Source organism: Salinarimonas chemoclinalis (assembly GCF_041514305.1).
GTDB classification, from domain to species: domain Bacteria; phylum Pseudomonadota; class Alphaproteobacteria; order Rhizobiales; family Beijerinckiaceae; genus Salinarimonas; species Salinarimonas chemoclinalis.
In genome coordinates this window covers 670,839-691,837 of sequence record NZ_JBGMWH010000002.1, presented here as the reverse complement: position 1 = coordinate 691,837, position 20,999 = coordinate 670,839, and the positions used below count along the sequence as shown (strand labels likewise).

At 71.2% G+C, this 20,999-nt stretch carries 21 protein-coding genes; 1 reads left to right on the top strand and 20 read right to left on the bottom strand.

Features of this window, described 5'->3' with window-relative positions; all coding sequences use genetic code 11:
* Positions 1-151: 151 nt before the first annotated feature.
* From AB9M23_RS07000 to AB9M23_RS06930, 15 genes are all read right to left on the bottom strand, one after another.
* Complete coding sequence (locus AB9M23_RS07000) at positions 152-517, bottom strand: AzlD domain-containing protein (RefSeq protein WP_372423683.1); 366 nt, start codon at positions 515-517, stop codon at positions 152-154.
* On the bottom strand, positions 514-1,251 hold the full coding sequence (locus AB9M23_RS06995; protein WP_372423681.1) for an AzlC family ABC transporter permease: 738 nt from the start codon (positions 1,249-1,251) through the stop codon (positions 514-516). The genes AB9M23_RS07000 and AB9M23_RS06995 overlap by 4 nt, the downstream gene beginning before the upstream one ends.
* Positions 1,244-2,041 carry a glycosyltransferase family 2 protein gene (locus AB9M23_RS06990; protein ID WP_372423679.1) on the bottom strand — a complete coding sequence of 266 codons (798 nt, stop codon included), beginning with the start codon at positions 2,039-2,041 and terminating at the stop codon, positions 1,244-1,246. The genes AB9M23_RS06995 and AB9M23_RS06990 overlap by 8 nt, the downstream gene beginning before the upstream one ends.
* Positions 2,042-2,144: 103 nt before the next feature.
* Positions 2,145-2,378 (bottom strand): DUF2783 domain-containing protein, encoded by a 234-nt coding sequence (locus AB9M23_RS06985; RefSeq protein WP_372423677.1) that lies wholly within the window; start codon positions 2,376-2,378, stop codon positions 2,145-2,147.
* Positions 2,375-3,985, bottom strand: coding sequence for an FAD-dependent oxidoreductase (locus AB9M23_RS06980; RefSeq protein WP_372423675.1), 1,611 nt, complete (start codon positions 3,983-3,985; stop codon positions 2,375-2,377). The genes AB9M23_RS06985 and AB9M23_RS06980 overlap by 4 nt, the downstream gene beginning before the upstream one ends.
* Before the next feature lie 53 nt (positions 3,986-4,038).
* Positions 4,039-4,989, bottom strand: coding sequence for an MBL fold metallo-hydrolase (locus tag AB9M23_RS06975; protein WP_372423673.1), 951 nt, complete (start codon positions 4,987-4,989; stop codon positions 4,039-4,041).
* A gap of 136 nt (positions 4,990-5,125) precedes the next feature.
* Positions 5,126-5,437: a hypothetical protein gene (locus AB9M23_RS06970; RefSeq protein WP_372423671.1), complete on the bottom strand. Its 312-nt coding sequence runs from the start codon at positions 5,435-5,437 to the stop codon at positions 5,126-5,128.
* Between the two features lie 19 nt (positions 5,438-5,456).
* Positions 5,457-6,149: an orotate phosphoribosyltransferase gene (locus tag AB9M23_RS06965; protein ID WP_372423669.1), complete on the bottom strand. Its 693-nt coding sequence runs from the start codon at positions 6,147-6,149 to the stop codon at positions 5,457-5,459.
* 85 nt (positions 6,150-6,234) lie between these two features.
* Entirely contained in the window at positions 6,235-7,548 is a 1,314-nt protein-coding gene (locus AB9M23_RS06960) for a hydantoinase/carbamoylase family amidase (RefSeq protein ID WP_372423667.1), read from the bottom strand.
* Positions 7,545-8,498 (bottom strand): dihydroorotate dehydrogenase, encoded by a 954-nt coding sequence (locus AB9M23_RS06955; RefSeq protein WP_372423665.1) that lies wholly within the window; start codon positions 8,496-8,498, stop codon positions 7,545-7,547. The genes AB9M23_RS06960 and AB9M23_RS06955 overlap by 4 nt, the downstream gene beginning before the upstream one ends.
* Positions 8,495-9,337, bottom strand: a complete 843-nt coding sequence (locus AB9M23_RS06950; protein ID WP_372423663.1) for a dihydroorotate dehydrogenase electron transfer subunit — start codon at positions 9,335-9,337, stop codon at positions 8,495-8,497. Before AB9M23_RS06950 ends, AB9M23_RS06955 begins: the two co-directional genes overlap by 4 nt.
* A gap of 14 nt (positions 9,338-9,351) precedes the next feature.
* A complete protein-coding gene (locus AB9M23_RS06945; RefSeq protein WP_372423661.1) occupies positions 9,352-10,635 on the bottom strand; it encodes a TRAP transporter large permease in 1,284 nt (427 codons plus the stop codon).
* Positions 10,632-11,141 (bottom strand): TRAP transporter small permease, encoded by a 510-nt coding sequence (locus tag AB9M23_RS06940; protein WP_372423659.1) that lies wholly within the window; start codon positions 11,139-11,141, stop codon positions 10,632-10,634. The genes AB9M23_RS06945 and AB9M23_RS06940 overlap by 4 nt, the downstream gene beginning before the upstream one ends.
* A 394-nt stretch (positions 11,142-11,535) precedes the next feature.
* Complete coding sequence (locus AB9M23_RS06935) at positions 11,536-12,564, bottom strand: TRAP transporter substrate-binding protein (protein ID WP_372423657.1); 1,029 nt, start codon at positions 12,562-12,564, stop codon at positions 11,536-11,538.
* A gap of 120 nt (positions 12,565-12,684) precedes the next feature.
* Complete coding sequence (locus tag AB9M23_RS06930) at positions 12,685-13,725, bottom strand: helix-turn-helix domain-containing protein (RefSeq protein ID WP_372423656.1); 1,041 nt, start codon at positions 13,723-13,725, stop codon at positions 12,685-12,687.
* A gap of 87 nt (positions 13,726-13,812) precedes the next feature.
* Between AB9M23_RS06930 and pyrC the strand changes: the two genes are divergently transcribed.
* Positions 13,813-14,862, top strand: a complete 1,050-nt coding sequence (gene pyrC, locus AB9M23_RS06925) for a dihydroorotase (RefSeq protein WP_372423655.1) — start codon at positions 13,813-13,815, stop codon at positions 14,860-14,862.
* 62 nt (positions 14,863-14,924) lie between these two features.
* Here the strand turns inward: pyrC and AB9M23_RS06920 are convergent, their stop codons facing one another.
* The 5 genes from AB9M23_RS06920 to AB9M23_RS06900 form a co-directional block, all read right to left on the bottom strand.
* On the bottom strand, positions 14,925-15,593 hold the full coding sequence (locus AB9M23_RS06920; RefSeq protein WP_372423654.1) for a dCTP deaminase domain-containing protein: 669 nt from the start codon (positions 15,591-15,593) through the stop codon (positions 14,925-14,927).
* 5 nt (positions 15,594-15,598) lie between these two features.
* Positions 15,599-16,126: a hypothetical protein gene (locus tag AB9M23_RS06915; RefSeq protein ID WP_372423653.1), complete on the bottom strand. Its 528-nt coding sequence runs from the start codon at positions 16,124-16,126 to the stop codon at positions 15,599-15,601.
* Positions 16,127-16,313: 187 nt separating this feature from the next.
* Positions 16,314-18,581 carry a VWA domain-containing protein gene (locus AB9M23_RS06910; protein ID WP_372423651.1) on the bottom strand — a complete coding sequence of 756 codons (2,268 nt, stop codon included), beginning with the start codon at positions 18,579-18,581 and terminating at the stop codon, positions 16,314-16,316.
* The gene (locus AB9M23_RS06905; RefSeq protein ID WP_372423648.1) at positions 18,572-19,369 is read right to left on the bottom strand and encodes a CbbQ/NirQ/NorQ/GpvN family protein; all 798 of its coding nucleotides are present in this window, start codon (positions 19,367-19,369) and stop codon (positions 18,572-18,574) included. The genes AB9M23_RS06910 and AB9M23_RS06905 overlap by 10 nt, the downstream gene beginning before the upstream one ends.
* Positions 19,370-19,924: 555 nt before the next feature.
* Positions 19,925-20,962 carry an aliphatic amidase gene (locus AB9M23_RS06900; protein WP_372423646.1) on the bottom strand — a complete coding sequence of 346 codons (1,038 nt, stop codon included), beginning with the start codon at positions 20,960-20,962 and terminating at the stop codon, positions 19,925-19,927.
* Positions 20,963-20,999 lie beyond the last annotated feature (37 nt).

Here is a 20,999-nt window from a genome sequence, read left to right as displayed (position 1 = left end):
CCGACCTCCGATGATGGGGCGCACATTTCACCCGTGCCGTACGGCGAAAGTTCGGCGCTCTCGCTCAACGGTGCACATCCGCGAAAGATCCGGATGGCGCCGCCCGTTCTCCGGGCAATTTCGTGACGCGGGACCGGGCTTTCGCGACGCGTCACGATCCGTCGAGGGCGATGGTGGCCGCCGCGATCAGGAAGACCTCGCCGGCGAGGACGCCGAGGACGAGCGAGCGGCGGGTGAGCCAGAACGCGGCGAGCCCGAAGGCGACGGCGCCGAGGCGGGCGGCGAGCGGCACGAGCGCGAGCGCGCCGGTCGGGAAGACGAGGAGCTTCGCCACCACGGCGGCGAGGAGCGTCGTCGCCACCGCCCGCACGAAGACGAGGATCTCCGAGTTCTCGTCGAGGCCCCGCGAGAGCACGACGCCGAGCACGCGCCAGACCTCGCTCGGCAGGAAGCCGAAGAGGATCAGCGCCAGGTACGGCGCGAGCCCGGCGCCGACGATGGCCTCGAGCCCGCTCATGCGCCGCGCCTCCGACGCGCGCGCCCGACGAGGTAGGCGATGGTGCCGCCGACGAGGCCCGTGAGCAGGAGATCGAAGTCGCGCCCGACGAGGTGCCCGAAAGCCGGCGCCAGCGCGAAGCCGAGCACGATCGCGACGACGTCGACCGCCGTGCGCGCGCCGGCCGCGAGCGCCAGCGTGAAATAGACCGGCGTGATGAACAGGAGGCCCGAGGCGAGCGGCGCGGGAAGCGTTCCCGACAGGAACCAGCCGACCCCGGTGAGCGCCGTCGTCGTCACGAGGCAGGCGTTGGCGAAGCCGAGATAATAGGGCAGGCGCTCCTCGGCCGGCATCCGCGGCAGCCGCCGCAGGCTCTCCACCCAGACCGTGACCGCGATGTAGTGCGCGATGGCGATCTGCGCGAGCAGCCCCTGGCCGGGACGGCGCAGGAGCGGCATCAGCGCGATCGTCATCGGCAGGAAGCGGATCGAGGACAGGCAGATCGCGGCGGCGATCAGCGGCAGCGCGACCCCCGCCGCGAGCGAGCCGTAGAACACGACCTGCGCGGGGCCGGCCCAGATCAGCAGCGTGGAGAGCATCGCCGCCCCGAGCGGATGCCCCACGTCCTGCGCCAGGCTGCCGACGCCCACCAGCGCGAAGCCCACGACCCAGGCGGGGAGCGCGAGCGCGTCGCGTGCGCCGCGCAGGACGAGGCGACGGGTCGTCGCGGGGGCGGCCGCCTCGCCCTCAGCCACCGGGGCGCGCCTTCTCCCCGCGCGCGGCGAGCCGGCGACGCTCGATGTGCTTGGCGATGCGCAGGTGGCGGGCGATGGCGTAGTTCATCGCCGTGAGGAAGCCGTAGACGCCGCGCACGGCGTGGCGGCGCCCGACATAGGCCTTGAGGAAGGCGGCCGGGAACTCGACGAAGACCCGCCAGGTCGGGATCGTCGCGCCGCGCGCCTCGAGGTCCTCCGCCTGCCGGTCGGAATAGGCGTTGAGCTTGGCGATCTGGTCACCGAGGGAGCGCACCGAGCGATGCCGGATCGTGCCCTTCAGCGCGCCGATCCGCGCGCCCGGCGCGAGCTCGACCCGGTCGTGGACGATCGAGGGCGAGTAGCGGCCCCTGTCGCGCCGGTAGAGCCGCACCGGCGCGAGCGCGTAGGCCAGCGGGTGCACGTCCTCCTCGCCGGGGAAGACCTCGGCGATGCGGGTCGTGTAGGCGTCCTGCTCCGGCTGTCCTGCGGCGAACAGCGCGCGGATGTGCGCGACCATCTCCGCCGGCACGACCTCGTCCGCGTCGAGGTTGAGGAGCCAGGCGTGGCGGCACTGGTCCTCGGCGAAGCGCTTCTGCGGCCCGTAGCCGGCGAAGTCGTGGTGGATCACGCGCGCGCCCCTGGCCGAGGCGATCGTCCGCGTCTCGTCGGTGGAGCCCGAATCGACGACCACCACGTCGTCCGAGAGGCCGGCGACGGCGTCGAGCGTCGCGCCGATCCGGTCGGCCTCGTCCTTGACGATGAGGAAGATCGAGAGGGGCAGGGGAGGCACCGGCACCGTCCACGGGAAGGAGCGCCGCGACGGGAGCGGCGCTCCTAGCTAGACGCTGCGGCGGGTCGGCTCAAGCGGCAGGACGCGTTCGCGCGTGCGCGGATCAGCTTCGCACCCGCCCCTCGGCCAGCGCGATCGCCTCCTCGAGCACCGTCTCGTCGCCGACCTGGTTGGCGAGGATCAGCACGAGACGGGTGTTCAGCGCCGCGCTCTCCTCGTCGGAGAGGCCGCGGTGGGCGTCGATCAGGGCGCGGTAGGCGCGGTCGGGGTCCGGCAGGCGGCTCGTCGTGTCGAGCCCGCCGGGGGCGGGGGCGGGGGCGGCTCGTCCCTCGATCATGCGACGTCTCCCAGCATGCGGCGCGCGGCGGCGGCGATGCGCTGCGGGTCCTCGTGGCGGAAGCGCGCGGCGAGATGCTGGTCGGGCCGCACGAGCCAGGTCGCGCCGGGCACCGCGTCGAAGCGCTCGCGGAAGCACCCCTCGATGTCGATCAGGTCCTTGCCGATCACGATCCGGCGCAGGCCCTCGGGCGGCGGGCCGTGGTCGGCGCCGTCGGGCATGACGATCTCGACCGCGTCCCCGCCGATCTCGGCGAGGAGCCAGGCCGGCGTGCCGTCCGCACGCTCCATCGGCGCGTCGGGGAGCGGCGCGCCGAGGCGCGCGGCGCCGGCCCATGGCTCCGCGTCCGGCGTCGAGAGCGGGGTCCGGCGATACGTCGTCGGTGTCGACAATCGGCCAGAGTTGACCATCCGCTTCGCGAAGTCGCAGCCGCGCGCGAGCGTCAGCGCGGCGTCGCGAAAGCGCATCTCCTGCGCCGAGCGGGGCGCGATGAAGTCGGTCGCGCGGGTCGAGTGGCCGATGTTCTCGTCGGCGGCGGCGACGCGCTCGACGTCGTAGGTGTCGATCAGCGTCGCGGGCGCGTCGCCCCGGACCACCCGCGCCAGCTTCCAGGCGAGGTTCTCCGCGTCCTGGATGCCGGAATTGGCACCGCGCGCGCCGAAGGGCGAGACCTGGTGCGCCGCGTCGCCGGCGAAGACGACCCGTCCGTGCACGAAGCGCTCCAGCCGGCGGCATTGGAAGGTGTAGACCGAGACCCATTCGAGCGCGAAATCCTCGTGGCCGAGCATCCGCGCGATGCGCGGGCCGACCACCTCCGGCTTCTGCTCGTGGACGGCGTCGGCCTCCGCCCCCAGCCCCAGGTCGATCCGCCAGATGCCGTCGGGCTGCTTGTGCAGCAGCGCCGAGCGCCCGGCGTGGAAGGGCGGGTCGAACCAGAACCAGCGCTCGGTGGGGAAGGCCTCCGACATGCGCACGTCCGCGATGAGGAAGCGCTCCTCGAAGGCCTCGCCCACGAAGTCGAGCCCGAGCATCGCGCGGGTGGGGGAGCGCGCGCCGTCGGCGGCGACGACCCAGTCCGCATGGAGCGTGTAGGGGCCGTCCGGCGTCTCGATGGTGAGCGCGACGCCGCCCGGGAGGAGCGCGAGGCTCGTCACCTCGTTGCGCCAGCGGATCTCGAGGCCGTCGAGCTCGCGCGCGCGCTCCACCAGGAAGTGCTCCAGGTAGTACTGCTGCAGGTTGACGAAGGCCGGCATGGCGTGGCCGGTCTCGGGCAGGAGGTCGAAGGCGTAGAGCGCGTCCTCGCCCTGGAAGACGCGCCCGACCTTCCAGCCGACGCCCGTCTCGACGCAGGCGCGCCCGACGCCCAGCCGGTCGAGGATCTCCAGCGTGCGCTTGGCCCAGCAGAGCCCGCGCGAACCCTCGCCGATCCGGTCGGCGTCGTCGAGGAGGACGACCGGTACGCCGCGCTGGGCGAGGTCGACGGCGCAGGCGAGACCGACGGGGCCGGCGCCGATCACCACGACGGGGCGACGCGCGGGCGCGCCCTCCTGGTCCGGCGAGCGACGGTAGGCGAACTGGTAGAGGGACTTGCGGGCGTTTTCTGACATGTCCGTGCCATCCTCCCGGCACCGCCCCGGCGGGGCGATGTCGGCCTCCGACCTCATCCCTGGAGTGCGGCCCACATCTCGCGATCGCGCTCGGCCGTCCAGATCGTGGGGTGGTCGACCCCCGAAGCCTCGTCGAAGGCGCGGGCGACGTTGAAGGGCTGGCAGTGCTCGTAGATGGCGAAGGCGCCGAAGCGCGGGTCCATGACGGACCGCGTGGCGTCGTAGGTCTCCTTGAGCGAGCGGCCCCTGGCGACCGACAGCTCCGCCTGGGTATAGAGCGTCTGGACGAAGTCGCGGGTCATGCCGATCGCCTCGCGCACCGTCGCGCGGTCGGTCAGCGCGTCGCCGCGGCCCGGCACGAGGGCCTTCGGGTCGGCGTTGCGGATGCCGTTCAGGGTCTCCGGCCACTCGCGCAGATGGGCGTCGCCGCAGTAGCAGGCCGAGTGGTACTCGACGAGGTCGCCCGAGAACATGACCTCGGCGTCCGGCACCCAGGCGACGACGTCGCCCGCCGTGTGGCCCGCGCCGAGGTGATAGAGCTTCACCTCGCGCTTGCCGAGGAAGACGCTCATCTCGGTGTCGAAGACGAGGTTCGGCCAGGTCAGCCCGGGAATCGACTCGGCGCCGCGGAAGAGCCGCGGGAAGCGGCCGAGCTCGCTCTCCCAGTCCTGCTGCCCGCGCTCCTCGATGAGCGCCATCGTCAGGTCGGAGGCGATGATCCCCTGCGCGCCGTAGGCCGAGGCGCCCAGCACGCGCACCGCGTGGTAGTGCGTCAGCAGCACGTACTTGATCGGCTTGTCGGTGACGCGGCGCACCCGGGCGATCACGTCGCCCGCCATCGCCGGCGTCGCCTGCGCGTCGATCACCATGCAGCAATCGTCGCCGACGATGATGCCGGAATTGGGGTCGCCCTGCGCCGTGTAGGCGTAGAGGTCCGGCCCGATCTCGGAGAAGGTGACCTGCTTCTCCGTGGTGTCGCCCGTCGAGGCGAAGCTCTTCGACATGTCTCGCTCCAGCTTTCCGCGTCGCGAAGCCCGGACGTCGCCGCGCCTCGCGCGCCCCGTCGCCTGCGGCGCCGGCCCACCGTATCCGCCAACGCGATTCGATGCACGTTCCGCGGCGCGCGCTCGCCCGATCCCCTCAGCCGGCGGCCAGCGCCGCGCGGATCGCGCCCGCGAGCGCGGCGTCGCGCGCGTCCGGCGTGGCAGCCGCGTCGTAGGCGTCGAGCGTCGACACCATCCGGTCGCGGAAGGCGTGCGCCGTCGCCTCGCTGAGCGCCTGATCGGCGTAGAAGTCGCAGAAGGGCTGGGCGAGGCGTGCGAGCACGAAGAGCGCGACGGTGTCCGGATCGCCCGGCTCGGCGGCCCGCGCGAGGCAGGCCTGGATGAACTCCTCGGCCGCGTGCACGCCGAGGGGACCGTCGACGAGGATGCGCTTGACGTCGTCCAGCATGTCTTCTTGCTCCTGAGGGTCAGCTCTGCGGGAAGCTGCTCGCCCCGCCGTGCGCCGCCGACCATTCCATCGGGCTGTTGAGGAAGGCCTCGACCTCGTTGAGGGTCTCGGCGGCGAAATAGCCCTGCGCGCGCGCCACCGCGAGCACGTCCCACCAGGTGGCGAGCGAGTGCATGGTGATGCCGTGCTCGCTCAGCGTCTCCTTGGTCTGCGGGAAAATGTCGTAGTGGAAGATCACGAAGGTGTGCTCCACCGTCAGCCCCGCGGCGCGCAGCGCCTCGCAGAAGCGGATCTTCGAGCGCCCGTCCGTCGAGAGGTCCTCGACGAGCACGATGCGTGCGCCCTCGCGGAAATCGCCCTCGATCTGAGCGTCCCGCCCGAAACCCTTGGGCTTCTTGCGGACGTACTGCATGGGCATCGACAGCCGGTCCGCGATCCAGGCGGCGAAGGGGATACCCGCGGTCTCGCCGCCGGCGATGGCGTCGAGGGACTCGAAGCCGATGTCGCGCAGGATCACGGAGGCCGCGAAGTCCATCAGCGTGTTGCGGATGCGCGGGTAGGAGATCAGCTTGCGGCAATCGATGTAGACCGGGCTCGCCCAGCCCGACGTGAAGCGGAACGGCTCGTCGGCGCGGAAATGCACCGCCTGGACCTCGAGCAGCATCTTGGCGGTGAGCTCGGCGATCAGAGCCTTGTCGGTGAAATTCGTCACGGGATCGTCCTTCCATCGGCGCGCGGCGCCTCATCTAGCCGCTGAACGGAGGGACGTCCAACGCTCCATGCGCTCTGCCCACGCCTCATTTCGCGCGATCCGCCAGCGTCTTGCCGAGACGCGCCATGACGCGGACGGCGATCATCAGATCGTCGATCTCCATGTGCTCGTGCGGGTTGTGTGACCCCTTGGTGTTGCGCACGAAGATCATGCCGCTGGGCACGCCCGCCTGCGAGAACACCGCCGCGTCGTGGCCGGCACCGCTCGGTACGGTCTCGGCGGGGAGCGACTGCGCCTCCATCTCCGCGAGCATCGCCTGGAGGATCGCCGGATCGAGGCTCGCGGGCGCCGAGCGCACGGGCGCATCGAAATGGAAGCGCACCCCGCGATCGCGCTCGATCGCGCGTGCCTCCGCGTGCGCCAGGCGCTCGACGGCCTCGAGCGTGCCCGCGTCGAGGCTGCGCGCCTCGAAGCTGAAGGAGACCTCGCCGGGGATGCGCGACATGGCGTGGTGGGCGGCGTCGGTCTGGACGATGCCGGTCGTCAGCACGAGATCGCCGCCGTGCTGCTGAATCGTCGCCCAGTGCTCGTCCATGCGCATCACGAGCTCGCACATGGCGAAGACCGCGTCGCGCCTGAGCCAACGCGGGACCGCGCCCGAATGTCCGGCCTCGCCGAGGCAGCGGATCTCGCGATGGCGGATGTTGCCGCGAATGCCCGTGACGCCCGCGACGGGCCACTTGCGCTCGACGAGGACGGGGCCCTGCTCGATGTGGAGCTCGACGAAGAAGGCGAAGGCCTTCGGGTCGACGAGCGGCTCGCCGGCGGCGATGCGTTCCACCGGAAGGCCCGTCTCGCGCATGGCGTCGGCGAGCGTGCCGACGCCGTCGCGGCGCCGGGCCTCGAGCGCGGCGCCGCCGAGGCGCCCGAACAGCGCGAGCGAGCCCATGTAGGCGCGTCCGAACCAGGCGCTCTCCTCGCCGCGCAGCGCGAGCACCCGCAGCGGCACGCGCCCCGCGCTCGTCCCCTCGCGCACGACGGCGAGGAGTGCGAGGAGGCCCGCCACCACGCCCGCGAGGCCGTCGTAGTTGCCCCCCTCCGGCACGGTGTCGACGTGCGAGCCGAGATAGCCCGCCCGCGCGGACGGATCGGTGTCGCCGGGGGCGGCGACGACGAGATTGTCGCCGGGATCGCGCCAGGTCTCGAGGCCGAGGGCGCGGGCGGTTTCCTCGAGATGGGAGAGCATGCGGCTCTCGACGGCGCTGTAGGCCGGGCGCGAGAGGCCGACGCGGTCGGGCGACATCGCCGCCGCATCGGCGAAGAGGCGCTCGGCGAGCGCGCGCGGGTCGAGGCCCGCGAGATCGGCGTTCGCCGCGACGGGCCCGGTGCGCAGGTTCATGCGCGCGCCTCCAGGGCCGTGTCCCCCATCATGTCGCGCTCGGTCTGGGTGAGGTCGAGGGAGCCGATCACGTCCTCGATCCGCGCGATGCCGTTCGCGCGGCAATGCTCCTCGAGGTCGTCGATGACGTCCACGAGGGCGCACGGGTGGACGAAGGAGGCCGTGCCGACCTGCACCGCACGGCAGCCGACGATGAGGAACTCGAGCGCGTCCTTCGCGGTGGCGATACCGCCGCAGCCGATCACCGGGATGGTCGCGGCGCGCGCGCATTGATAGGCCATGCGCAGGATGATCGGCTTCACGGCGGGCCCCGAGAGCCCGCCCATGACGTTGCCGAGGCTCGGGCGGCGGGTCTCGACGTTCACGCTCATGGCGAGGATGGTGTTGGCGACGACGAGCGCGTCCGCGCCGCCTTCCTCGGCGGCCCGCGCCACGGCGGCGACGTCGCCGGCGTTGGGCGTCAGCTTCGCCCAGAGCGGCAGGTGGGTCGCGTCGCGCAGCCGCCGCACGATCTCGCGGGTGCTCTCCGGGCGCATGGCGAAGGCCTTGCCGTCGTCCTCGAGGTTCGGGCAGGAGATGTTGATCTCGATCGCCGCGACGCCCGCGACGCTCACCGCGCGCGCGAGTTCGGCGAAGGCGTCGGGCGTGTTCGCCGAAATCGAGACGACGAGGGGCGGGCGCCACTGCGAAAAGCGCGGGATGACGTCGCGCACGAAGGCGTCGGCGCCCTTCGAGGGGATGCCGATCGAGTTGAGCATGCCGTTCGGCACTTCCGACACCCGCGGCGTCGGGTTGCCCAGCCGCTTGTCGGGCGTGATCGTCTTCGTCACGAAAGCGCCGAGACGCTCGAAGTCGAAGATATCGGCCTGCTCCAGGCCGAACGTGCCCGAGGCCGGCATCACCGGGTTGGCGAGCGCGAGCCCGCCGCAGGAGACGGAGAGGTCGATCATGCGAGCGCCTCCGCGAGCGGGAACACCGGCCCCTCGCAGCACACCCGCCGGTGCACCGTCTCACCGTTCTCGCGGAAGGGCCGGACGCAACAGAAGCACACGCCGACCCCGCAGGCCATCTGCTGCTCGAGCGCGACCTCGCCGAAGAGGTCGTGGCGGGCGGCCACCGCCTGCGCGAGGCGCGTGAGCCGGCTCGATCCGCAGACGTAGAGCGCCGCGCAGCGTCCCTGCGCGACGAGATCCTCTAGCAGCCCTTCGACGTGCGGGACGGCGGAGGTGCCCTCGGCGTCGGTCACGGTGAGCACGTCCGCGCCGGCGGCCCGCATCTCCTCGACCGACATCACGAGATCGGGGGCGCGCGCGCTCAGGATCGCGGTGACGCGATGCCCGTTCGCGCGAGCGAAGGGCACCAGCGGACCCATCGTGGCGAGCCCGACGCCGCGGCCGAGCAGCACGATCGGCGCCTTCGCCTCGGGCAACGTGAAGCCGATGCCGAGCGGGCCGAAGATGTTGAAGCCGTCGCCCGGCCACAACCGCGCCATGGCGGCGGTGCCCGTGCCGGTCACCTTGTAGAGGAAGCCGACGCGGTTTCGCTCCGGCTCGATGCGGTAGACGCTCATCGGCCGGCGGAAGAAGGGCTCGAGCCCGTCTCCGCCGGGGCAGAGCAGGTGGTAGAACTGGCCCGGGCGGGCGTGCGGTGCGCCCTCGGGCAGGTCGAGGGAGAGGTAGCGGTACTCGTCGTTGACCGCGACGTGCTCGCGCACCACGGCCTCCACCTCCAGGGGGCGCGGGGGCGCCGCAGGAGAGGCCACGTCGGGATCGAGCATGGGGATGATCATGGGAAGCGCTCTCCTCAGCCGAGGATCAGCCTGGGGAAGAAGGTCGAGAGCTGGGGCACGTAGGTGACGACGGCGAGGACGGCGAGGTTGATCAGCACGAAGGGCCAGACGCCCGCGATGATCGTCGCCACCGGCTTGCCCAGGGTGGAGGACGCGACGAAGATGTCGAGGCCGAAGGGCGGGGTGATCATCCCGATGCAGATGTTCAGGCACACGATCAGCCCGAAATGGACGGGATCGATGCCGAAGGTCATCGCCACGGGATAGAGCGCCGGGACGAGGACGAGCAGGGCCGAGTTCGGGTCGATGAACATGCCGGCGACCAGGAAGAGTACGTTGACGATCAGCAGGAAGACGATCCAGTTCGCCTCGATCGTCTGCATGAAGTCGATCACGATCCCCGGCAGCTGGGCGAGCGTGATGAAGTAGGAGACGAGGCTCCCCATCCCGAGCAGGATGAAGATCACGGTGTTCGTCACCGCGGCCCGGCCCGCGACGCCGAAGAGGCCGGCGAAGGTCAGCTCGCGGTAGACCACCGCCTCGACGAAGACCGCGTAGACGACGCTCACGGCCGCGGCCTCGGTGGGCGTGAAGATGCCGCCGTAGATGCCGCCCAGGATGATGACGGGCAGCCCCAGCGCCCAGCCGGCGGCGCCGGTGGCGCGCATCCGCTCGCGCAGCGACGGCGCGGCCGTGGCCTCGCGCCCCATGCGGTACGAATCCCACACGACGTAGAGAGCGAAGGCGAGCGCCAGCGTGATGCCGATGACGAGCCCGCCGGCGAAGAGCCCCGTGATCGAGGTGCCGGTCAGCCAGCCGTAGATGATCAGGGTGATCGAGGGCGGGATGAGGAGCGCGGTCTCCGCCGAGGAGACGATGAGGCCCAGCGCGAAGCGGTCCTTGTAGCCGGACTTGATCAGCTCCGGATACATGATGCGCCCCAGCGCCGCGACGGTGGCGGGCGCCGAGCCCGACACCGCGCCGAAGGCGGCGCAGGCGCCGATCGTGGTGTGCCCCATGCCGCCGGCGCGGTGGCCGAGGAAGGCCTTCACCAGCGCGGTCAGGTCGCGCGCGATGCGCCCGCTCGCCATCAGCTCGGCGGCGAAGATGAAGAAGGGGATCGCGAGCAGCGTCGAATGGTTGATGCCGCCGACGATCTTCTGGCCGATGACGATGTCCGGCAGGCGGTCGAACCAGATCTCCTTGATCATCAGCCCCGGCAGCCCGAGCACGAGCAGCATCTCGAAGCCCAGCACGAGAAGGAGGATCGCGAAGGCGAAGAGCGCGGCGACGATCATGACGGGCGCTCCGGATGCTCGTGCTCGAGGGCGCGCTCCTGGATGCCGAGAAGGCCGGCGAGGTAGCGCAGCGCCAGGAGCGAGAAGCCGACGGGGAGGGCGAGGTAGAGGATCGCCGTCGTCAGCCCCAGCGTCGGGCTCACCTGGCCCGTGCCGAGCACGAGGCGGGTGATGTCCCAGCCGAACCAGACGATGGCGAGCGAGAAGGCGAGCCCGACGAGGTCGATCAGCCGCCGCACCATCCGGCGCGCGCGCCGCGAGAAGGTGGCCAGCAGCGAGGTCATCGCCACGTGCTTGCCCTGCTCCAGCGCGAGGCCGAGCCCTAGGAAGACCATCCACACCATCAGCCAGCGCGTGGCTTCGTCGACCCAGGCGAGCTCCCGGTAGAGATCGGTGGATACCTCGCGGGCGAGGACGGCGCCGCTGTAGAGGATGGTCATGGCGATCATGAGCGACGCGAGGAGCACCCGCTCCACCGTCGCGATCACCCGCAGGAACGCGATCACGGGTCTTGGTCTCCGGCTCGGGGCCTCGCGCGGGAGGCTCCCACTTCGATGCGCCCCTCTCCACGAGCGCCGGGCACTTCACGCACTGAACAGGTGCAGACTTCAGGTGCGTACCTGACGCCTGACGGTGACGCAGGCCTTCCTTCCCCCTTGCGGGGAAGGTGCCCCCGAAGGGGGCGGATGGGGGGCGTGATGCCGGGTGAGACCTCGCCGTTGCTGTCGCGACCGTGGTCGCCCCGCATCCGCGGCGAGATCGTCCTGCACGCCCCCCACCCCCGGCCCCTCCCCACGAGGGGGAGGGGAGAACGTCGCGCTCTGCATCCGCGCTCGTAGACGTCCTGCTGCCGCTGCCTGCGCCAGAAGGAAGAGAGGAGGACGTCGCACACCGCGGCGATCACTCGCCCGTCACGTCCGCGTACTGCTCCTCGTAGACGGCGACGATCGCCTGCCCAGCATCGCCGGCGAGACCGAGATAGGCGTCGCGGGCGCGGGGATACATCGTCTCGCGCAGGGCGGCGCGCTCGTCGTCGGTCAGCTCGCGCACGTTCATCCCGGCTTCCGTCAAGCGCTGGAGGGCGGCGGCCTGCGAGGCCTCCTTGATCTCCTCGACCTGCGGGCGGACCTCGTCGAAGGCGGCGACGATGACGTCGCGGTATTCCTGCGGCAGCGAGGCCCACCAGCCGGGATTGAACAGGACGATGTCCTCGTTGGCGCCGTGGCCGGAGACGAGGAGGTTCTCCTGGACCTCGTCGTACTTCATGGTCGCGATCGTATCGAGGGCGTTCTCCTGCCCGTCGACGACGCCGGTCTGCAGCGCGGTGTACAGCTCGCCGAAGGGGAGCGCGACGGCGGAGGCGCCGACCGCGTTGAACTGCTCGATCAGCACGGGTGAATCCATCACGCGGAAGCGCTGGCCCTCGAAGGCCTGCACGCTCTCGAGCGGCTTGTTGGACGTGAAGCTCTTGCGCCCGTTCGGCCAGATGGCGATCGCCTCGAAGCCGCGCGGCGCGAAGCTGTCGAGCACGGCCCGGCCGAAGGCGCCGGTGCGCAGTGCGTTCGCCTGCTCGCGGTCCGCCGGGTAGACGAACGGCACGTCGAGGATGGAGACGGCGGGGTTGAAGCCCGCCAGGAACGCGGCGGGGGAGACGGTGCCCTCGATGACGCCGAGCTGGACGCCTTCGTTCATCTCGCGCGCCTGGCCGAGCTGGCCCGCGGGGAAGAGCTGGAACACGACCGCGCCGTCGGTGCGCTCGGCGACGAGGTCGGCGACGATCTCGAGACCCTGGTGACGGGCCTGCTGGGGCGACTCGAGGTGCCCGATGCGGGCGGTGAATTCCTGGGCCGCCGCGGGGCCCGAAATCGGGCCGGCGGCGATGGCGGCCGCGAGGCCGGCCGCGAGGACGAGTGTGCGCCGTGAGATCATCGAGGGTGTTCCCTTGTTTCTTCCGCTCCGGAAGGGCCTAGGGAAGAGCGTCGCGGCGCCTCTGTCAACAAGAAAGTCTCAAAAATGAGACGAGACGATGGGCAGACTCGTGCCCGTCTTCTAGGCAGGCTCGGCGCCGTGGCGCGCGAGGAGGGCGCGCAGGTGCGCGAGCGCCGCCTCGCCCCGCAGCGCGCTGGCGCGCAGCCGCGCGGCGATCTCCTCGTGCAGCGCCATCGGCTCGGGCGCGGACGTGATCAGCGCGACGCCGAGCCGGACGTTGGGCTGCTCGCCGAGTCGGAAGGGCGAGATCGCGAGGACGGAGCGGTCCGCCTGGCGAAAGATCTGGAAGGTCGTCGCCGGCGTCGGCTCGAGCACGATGCCGATCGCGACGTTCGCGGGCGGATCGGCGACGAGGGCGGCGATGTGCTCGACCTCCCGCCTCGCCTCGCGCCGGCGGCGCAGGATCGTCGCCTCGTCGAGGTCGTAGCGCCCGACCGCCCCGTGGGCGAGGAAGCGTTCGATGTCGGAGGACGAGATCAGGCTGACGATGGCGGGCTTCGCCGCGCGAAACCAGGCCTTGCGCTCGCGCAGGACGGCGAGCAGCGTCTCCAGCGCCGCGCCGTCCCCGTCGCCGGCGCGCGGCCCCTCGCGCAGCACCTCGGCGAGCATGGCGTCGTAGGCGTCCGAGGTCAGCAGGTAGGAGACCGGGGCGAACAGGCCGATGATCTCGTGCGACGCCTCCTCGAGCTGGCGCATGCGCTCGAAGAAGGCGACGGCGGTCGGGACGTACTCGATGCCCGCGCCGAGCAGGCTCGCGAGCGAGGTGTCGAGCACGTCGGCGATGCCCGCCAGCGTCTCGATCTTGGGGATCTGGCCCTGCTCCGCCCGGTAGAGCGCCGCGCGCGAGATGCCGATGCGTGCCGCGACGTCCTCGGGCGTCAGCCCGCGGCCCATGCGGAAGGCGCGCAGGCGCGCGCCGACGTCCGAGAGGCGGATGCGCTGGCTCGGCTCGGCGGCGTGATCGGCGTCGGTCGGGGCGACGTCGGGGGTGGCGTGGGCGTCGGTGATCGGAATCGGGCGGCTCCTGTCTCGTTCGGGCGCGATCCTGGCGTCAGCCGCGCGCGGGGGCAAGCCGCGCCCGAACGCCCGATCGCGGTCCATCCGGCGGCTTTTCCGAATTGCGGGGCGGCACCGGAGCGCGTACGTCCGGTCTCCCGCGCCTCACGCGCGGCGAGGACGGAGGGACGCATGCGCACGATCACCATCCGCCAGCCGGCCGACATGCACGTCCATTTCCGCGACGGCGCCATGCTGCGCACCGTCGTGCCCTGGACGGCGCGCACGGTCCACGCCGCGATCGTGATGCCGAACCTCTCGCCGCCGGTGACGAGCGCGGCCATGGCCGCGGCCTATCGCGAGCGCATCCGCGCGGCGATCCCAGAAGGCTGCGATTTCACGCCCCTGATGACCTGCTACCTCACCGACGACACGGACCCGTCGGACCTCGTGCGCGGCCACGCCGAGGGCGTCTTCACGGCGGCGAAGCTCTATCCGGCCAATGCCACCACCAACTCCGCCCACGGCGTCAGCGACATCCGCAGGCTCGACCGCGTGCTCGCGGCGATGGAGGAGGCGGGCATTCCGCTCCTCACCCATGGCGAGGTGGTGGGGCCGCACGTCGACATGTTCGACCGCGAGCACCGCTTCCTCGACGACGTGCTCACGCCGACGCTCGATCGCTTCCCGCGGCTGCGGGTCGTCATGGAGCACGTGACGACCCGCGAGGCGGTGGCCTTCGTGCGCGCCCATCCCGAGCGCATGGGTGCGACCATCACGCCCCAGCACCTGATCTACAACCGCAACGCCCTGTTCGCCGGCGGGCTTCGGCCGCACATGTTCTGCCTGCCGATCCTCAAGCGCGAGGAGCATCGCCTCGCCCTGCGCGCGGCGGCGACGAGCGGCGAGCGGCAGTTCTTCCTGGGCACCGACACCGCGCCGCACCTGCGCCACGACAAGGAGAGCGCCTGCGGCTGCGCCGGCGTGTTCTCGGCTCCCGTGGCCATCGAGGCCTATCTCGGCGTCTTCGCCGAGGAGGACGCGCTCGACCGCTTCGAGGCGTTCGCCTCCCTCAACGGCCCCGCCTTCTACGGCCGCGCGCCCTCCGAGCGTCGCGTCGGCTACATCGAGCGTTCTCGGCCGGTGATGCGCGCCCTCGAGGTGCCCGAGCACGGCGAGCTGGTGCCGCTGTTCTCCGAGGGGGAGACGCGCTGGTCGCTGGACGGTGTGGCGCTCCGATAGGGATGCCGCACTGGTGCCGACGAGGCGGAACCGCCGTGCTGGGACGTCGGCGCTCGCAGTGCCTAGGACGTAAGCCGGAACGCGGCCACGATGATGCCGGCGGTCAATCCGACGACCAGCGACCGAATAACGAAGTTGAGGTTCTCGATCGTCGGCTTTTGGCTGTCCAGCTTTGTCTCGATGTCTCGGATCTTTTCGGCGAGCCCCTGGAGTGAATAGATCTCTCGCGACATTTGCTGTGCAAGGCTTGGGTCGATCTGGCTTAGACCCTTGCCTGTATAGACGTAGGGCTTGCTCGACTTCCTATCCATGTCCGCAAACCAGATTTTGAAGAAGGGTTCTCCTTGAGCGACATGGATCGTCCCGGAACCCGCGTTGAACACCGCGAACACGAGGTTGCCCCGATAACCCGGGTCGACGTGGAAGCCCGACACGTTGATCAAACCGCCGAACTTCTTCCCGGTGCGCATCGAGATGAACGCCATGGCGTCGTGCGGGACGGCCACCTCCTCCAGCGTCAGCAGGAAGGCGAACTGCCCCGACGGGATTCGGAACGTTTCGCCGTCCGCGAGTGCGTTGTTGATCTTCCCCCCTTCGCCGGATCCGTCGGGGGAGCAGTAATATCCGCGTCCGACCCTCAGATTGTATGAGTTGACATCGACCCGCTCGCGCTCGAACGGTCGGATGACGTCGTGGTTGTCGATGAGCTTCTCGCCGCTCCAGAACGTCATCGTCGTCAGCCGCGAATGAAGAAGTTCCGCCGCGCGAGTTCGCGGCGGCGCTCGCCGATGCGTGTTACGAGATCCATTCCCGCCAGCGAGGAGGCGTTGAGGACAAACCGGCATACGTCCCGATTGGCGTCCCGGAGGATGGCGTGGGCATCCTCCAGATGATCGAGCTTCTCGCATCCGTCGCAGAAGCGGCCGACCGGCTCGGCCAGCGCTGGGAGGAACCTCGTGCAATCCGAGATGGCGGCGGGCGCGAGCGCGAAGGTCGCCAGATTCTGGTGAAGCGCGTTGGCGGCGCTCAGGCAGATCAGCGCGGTGTCGACGATCGTCTGGTCCACGCTCTTGGGCTCGGCGTGCGTGCGGGCGAGACGACCGACGTACTTGGCATAATGCAGCCCGTAGTGCTTCAGGCGGTCCGTCTTCGACAGGGACGCGATATCCGGATGGCTATGCTGATCGTGCGCGAACTGCTCCTGCTGCAGGATCAGCAGGAAGGCGCACGGGGCGTGTACATCGCTCTCGATCCGGGCCAGCATGAACGTCCACCCTGTGTCAGCGACGCCAGGTCCGCTTATCTGTCCCTCTACCGTAGCCCGATTCGGTTGACAATCGCTCCCCTGAAGCCGTCGGCGGGCGCGCCGTCCACAAGGGTCGCCGCGCCGCCCCTCTGGCGGATGGGCCCTGCCGGCGGAGATCGACGCAGGACGTCGACGGCGTGACGCCTCATCGCACCAGCCGGCAATAGACCTGCGGCAGGCGGTCCGGCAGGGCCTCGACGCGGGGCAGGTGTGCGACGTTGGCGCGGCCGAACACGGTGGCGAGGGCGGCCTCGTCGCGCGGCGCGACCGCCACGCAGAAGGCGTCGACGCCGAGCGCGGCCGCCTCCTGGACGGCCTTGCGCGCGTCCTCGACCAGATGGCGCGGATCGGGGCAGTCCACGTCCGACGGCTCGCCGTCGGTGACGAGGAGGATCAGGCGGCGGTGGGCGCGGGAGGTGGCGAGCGCGCGCGTCGCCATGCGCAGCGCCGCGCCCATGCGCGTCGACAGGCCGGGGCGCAGCCCCGCGAGCCGGCTCTTCGCCGGGGCCTCGAAGCGCTCGTCGAAGTCCTTGATCCGCGTGTAGTGCACGTTCTCCCGACCGTTCGAGGCGAAGGCGTGCACGGCGAACGGGTCGTCGAGCGCGTCGAGCACGCGCGCGAGCACGGCGGTCGCGTCGCGCATCACGGAGAAGACGGAGGTCGTCGTGCCGCCGATCGTGTCCTTGGTGGATTCGGAGACGTCGAGCAGCAGGACGAGGGCGACGTCGCGCTCGGCGATGCGCACGGTCTCGAACACCCGCGGGTCGGGCGTGAGGCCGAGGCGCTGGTCGAGAACGGCGCCGATCGCGGCGTCGAGGTCGAGCCGCTCGCCCTCGGCCCGGCGGCGAAGCCGCTTCGGCCGGCCGATCCGCGCCTGCCGCACGAGCGCCTCGGTGCGCGAGAGCGTCGCGGGCCGCGCCTCGATCCAGCGATCGACGAGATGGGCGGGGGCGGTGCGCGGCCGCTCGTCGAGGACACTCACCCAGTCCGGCCGCAGACGCGCGGCATGGTAGTCCCACTCCGGCAGCCGCAGGACGAGCCGGCTTTCCTCGCCGGCGTCGCGCGGGCGGGCCGGTGCGTGCGGCGCGTCGGCCCCGCGCTCGCGGCGCTCGCGATCGGGGGGCGTCCGAGGCGTCTCGGTCGTTTCGATGCGCACGCCCTGCGCCGCGATCTCCGGCGCGTCGACCGGGGGCGGCGCGTCGGGCTCGAAGAGCCACAGGCCGGAATTGTCGTCGCGGTAGACGGGCTGGGGCACGTAGGCCTTCGCGTCGAAGCGCACCCGCATCTGGCCCAGATCGTTGCCGAGCACTCCCGCCGCCCGGCGGAGCGCCGCGGGATCGGGGTCCGCCAGAGCCGCCTCGAAGAGCGTGCGCCCCTTCGCGACCCAGGGGTCTTCGTCGGGGCAACGCGGGTCGACGAGCGCGCGCGAGAGGCGGGCGAGCAGGCTCTCCGCCGTCTGCGCGCCCTCGGCGCGGGCGTCGTGGAAAGGCAGCCACAGCCGCGCGAGGCCCGGCAGCGCCGCCATCGCCAGCCGCTCGACGCGCGCGTCCTCCATGAGCGAGACGATGGCGATCTGGACCGGCTTCAGCGTGCCCGGGTCGAGACGCCCTCTCCCGAACGCGAGATGGGCGCCCACATGGGCGAGCGCCGCCCGCTCGAGCCGCTCCGCGGCCGAACCGCGATAGCCGCGGAAGCTCTCCGGCAGGAGGACGAGACGTCCGTCGAAGCGCGTGCGCCGTGCCGCCCGCGGGTCGCCCTCGACGCTCGCGGGGCGCACGAGCGGGTGGACGCCCAGGATCGCGGCGACGAAGCGCGCGAGCCACGGCGCGCGCTCCGCGAGCGGTCGCTCGCCGGCCTCCGCCTCGAGCGCCGCACGGCCCTCCCGGGAGGAGAGCGTGACGAAGGCGACGAGCCGCCCCGCGTCGCCGCCCGCGTGCGCGACGCCGGTCTCGACGAAGGCGTCGTACGCGTCCGCTTCGAGCCGGACGAGGAGGAGCGGGCTCGTGCGCACGAGCGGCTCGACGGCGGCGGGTGCGCGCTCCGCGAGCCGGGCGAGCGTGCCGAGGACGCGTGCGACGTCCCCCTGTGCGGGCAGGCGGGGGAGGAGCCGGGGGATCTCCGTCAGCACCGCCGCCGCCGCCCGCCGGCCGGCGCGGGCCAGGAGGTCGGGCGCGTGCTCCGCCAGGGGGGCGAGCGCCTCGGCGCGGCCGGCGTCGAGGCAGGCCCGAGCGGCGTCGACGAGGCTCGTCGTCACGAGGGACGACGGGCCGGCGCGCTCCACGACCGTGGCCAGCCCGGCGCGCCAGGCGGCCTCGGCATCCGCGCCCGCGGCGGCGTGCAGCCGCGCCGCGAGCGCCTCGACCCGCGCTCTCGGATCCCTCCCCGCCGGGTCCTGGCCGGATGCTACAGGCACGCGTCGACCGCCTCGGCGAGGGTGCGGCGCAGGTCCGGCTCGTCGGTGAGCGGCAGCGTGATCGCGATCTGCGCCGCCACCGCGGCCGCGACGCCGCGCCCCATCAGGCGCCCGGCCTGGATCAGCATGCGCGTCGAGGCGCCCTCGTCGAGGCCGTGGCCCTTGAGGTTGCGGCTGCGCTGGGCGATGCGCACGAGCAGCTCGGCGGCGTCGAGCTCGATGTCCGCCTCGCGGGCGACGATGCGCGCCTCGCGGACGGGATCGGGGTAGCCGAAATCGAGGGCGACGAAGCGCTGCTTGGTCGATTCCTTCAAATCCTTGAGCACGCTCTGGTAGCCGGGATTGTAGGAGATCACGAGCTGGAAGTCGGCATGGGCGCGCACGAGCTCGTTCTTCTTCTCGAGCGGCAGCACCCGGCGATCGTCGGTGAGCGGATGGATCACCACCGTCGTGTCCTGGCGCGCCTCGACGATCTCGTCGAGATAGCAGATCCCGCCGTGGCGCACGGCCAGCGTCAGCGGCCCGTCGTGCCAGCGGGTGCCGTCCGCGTCGAGCAGGAAGCGGCCGACGAGGTCGGAGGCGGTCATGTCCTCGTGGCAGGCGACGGTGACGAGCGGGCGCCCGAGCCGCCAGGCCATGTGCTCGACGAAGCGCGTCTTGCCGCAGCCGGTCGGGCCCTTGATCATCACCGGCTGGCGCAGCGCGTGGGAGGCGGCGAAGAGATCGATCTCGTCGCCCTGCGGTGCGTAGAAGGGCTCGGCGTCGATGCGGTAGTCGGAGAGGGGCATCGTGGGTTCCGTGGTCGGGACGGCGGGCGGGCGCCCGCGGATGCGGGAGCTGGTGGATCGACACATCTCCTGTGCCCAGGAGGTGGCCGAGAGTCGTCGATGCCCCCTGTCCTTCCCTGTAGGGGAAGGTGTCTCGGCGCAGCCGAGACGGATGGGGCGCGCGGAACGCGCGTTCGGCGAAGCCGAAAGGCCGGTGGAATGCCGGACGCGGCGGCTTCCGCTTCGCGGAACGCGTCGCTGTCGCGCCGCGCCCCATCCGTCACGCAGCCTTAGGCTGCGCGCCACCTTCCCCTACAGGGAAGGAGAAGACCTGCATCCGGCCTCGTGGGTCCGTCGTTCGACGTGACGTACCGCAGACATGTGCATCGACAGGCCACGACGGGGCGGGGAGGATGTCGGTGCGATGCATGTCCGTGATCGTTGACGACCTGCTGCCGCGGCCTGCTCCGGCGAGATGTGTCCACGCGGTCGGATGAGAGGTGCGGGCCGTCCCGGGTGCGGCCGGGCCGGCCCGCGCGAGCGCTCGTGCTCGGGGTTCAGAGCATCGGCGGATGCTCAGCGGTGGGCGGAGCGCTCGTTGGGGATGCCCTCGATCGGGCATTCGTCGGTGCCGGCGGTGGAGCGGGTGATGGCCTCGACCATCTCGCGGGTCCCCTCGGGGTCGGAGATCCACTTCTGGTAGAAGTCGTAGGGGCAGGCGGCCACGCCCTTGTCGCTCTCGCCGGAGTTGATCATGCCCGTGTAGCCGCGGTGGACGAGCTTGTAGAGGTGGTTCTGCGACTGCATGTTGCGCCGCGCGTCGCGGATCAGCGACTTCGAGAGGGCGGCGTACTGGATGCCGTAGTCCTCCTCGCCGCACTCGCCGAGCGTGCGGCCGTCGAAGCCGATGAGCGCCGAGTGGCCGAAGTAGGAGTACACCCCGTCGAAGCCGGCGGCGTTGGCCACCGCCACGTAGACGTTGTTGGCGAAGGCCATGGCCTTCGACATGATCACCTGCTGCTCCTTGGCGGGATACATGTAGCCCTGGCAGCGCACGATCAGCTCCGCGCCCTTCATGGCGCAGTCGCGCCAGATCTCCGGGTAGTTGCCGTCGTCGCAGATGATCAGGCTGACCTTGAGCCCCTTCGGCCCCTCCGAGACGTAGGTGCAGTTGCCGGGATACCAGCCCTCGATCGGCACCCAGGGCATGATCTTGCGGTATTTCTGCACGATCTCGCCCTGGTCGTTCATCAGGATGAGCGTGTTGTAGGGCGCCTTGTTCGGGTGCTCCTCGTGCTGCTCGCCGGTGAGCGAGAACACGCCCCAGACCTTGGCCTTGCGGCAGGCCTCGGCGAAGATCGCCGTCTCCTCGCCCGGGCAGGCGGAGGCGGTCTCGTACATCTCCTTCTGGTCGTACATGATGCCGTGGGTCGAGTACTCGGGGAAGATCACGAGATCCATCCCCGGCAGGCCGACCTTCATGCCCTGGATCATCTCGGCGATCTTGCGGGCGTTCTCGAGCACCTCCTCGCGGGTGTGCAGGCGCGGCATCTTGTAGTTGACGACCGCCACGCCGACGGTGTCGTTGCTGCTGGAAATATCGCCGTGAAGCATGGGTCTTTCCTCCGTTTGGGAACGTGCGTTGTCCGGC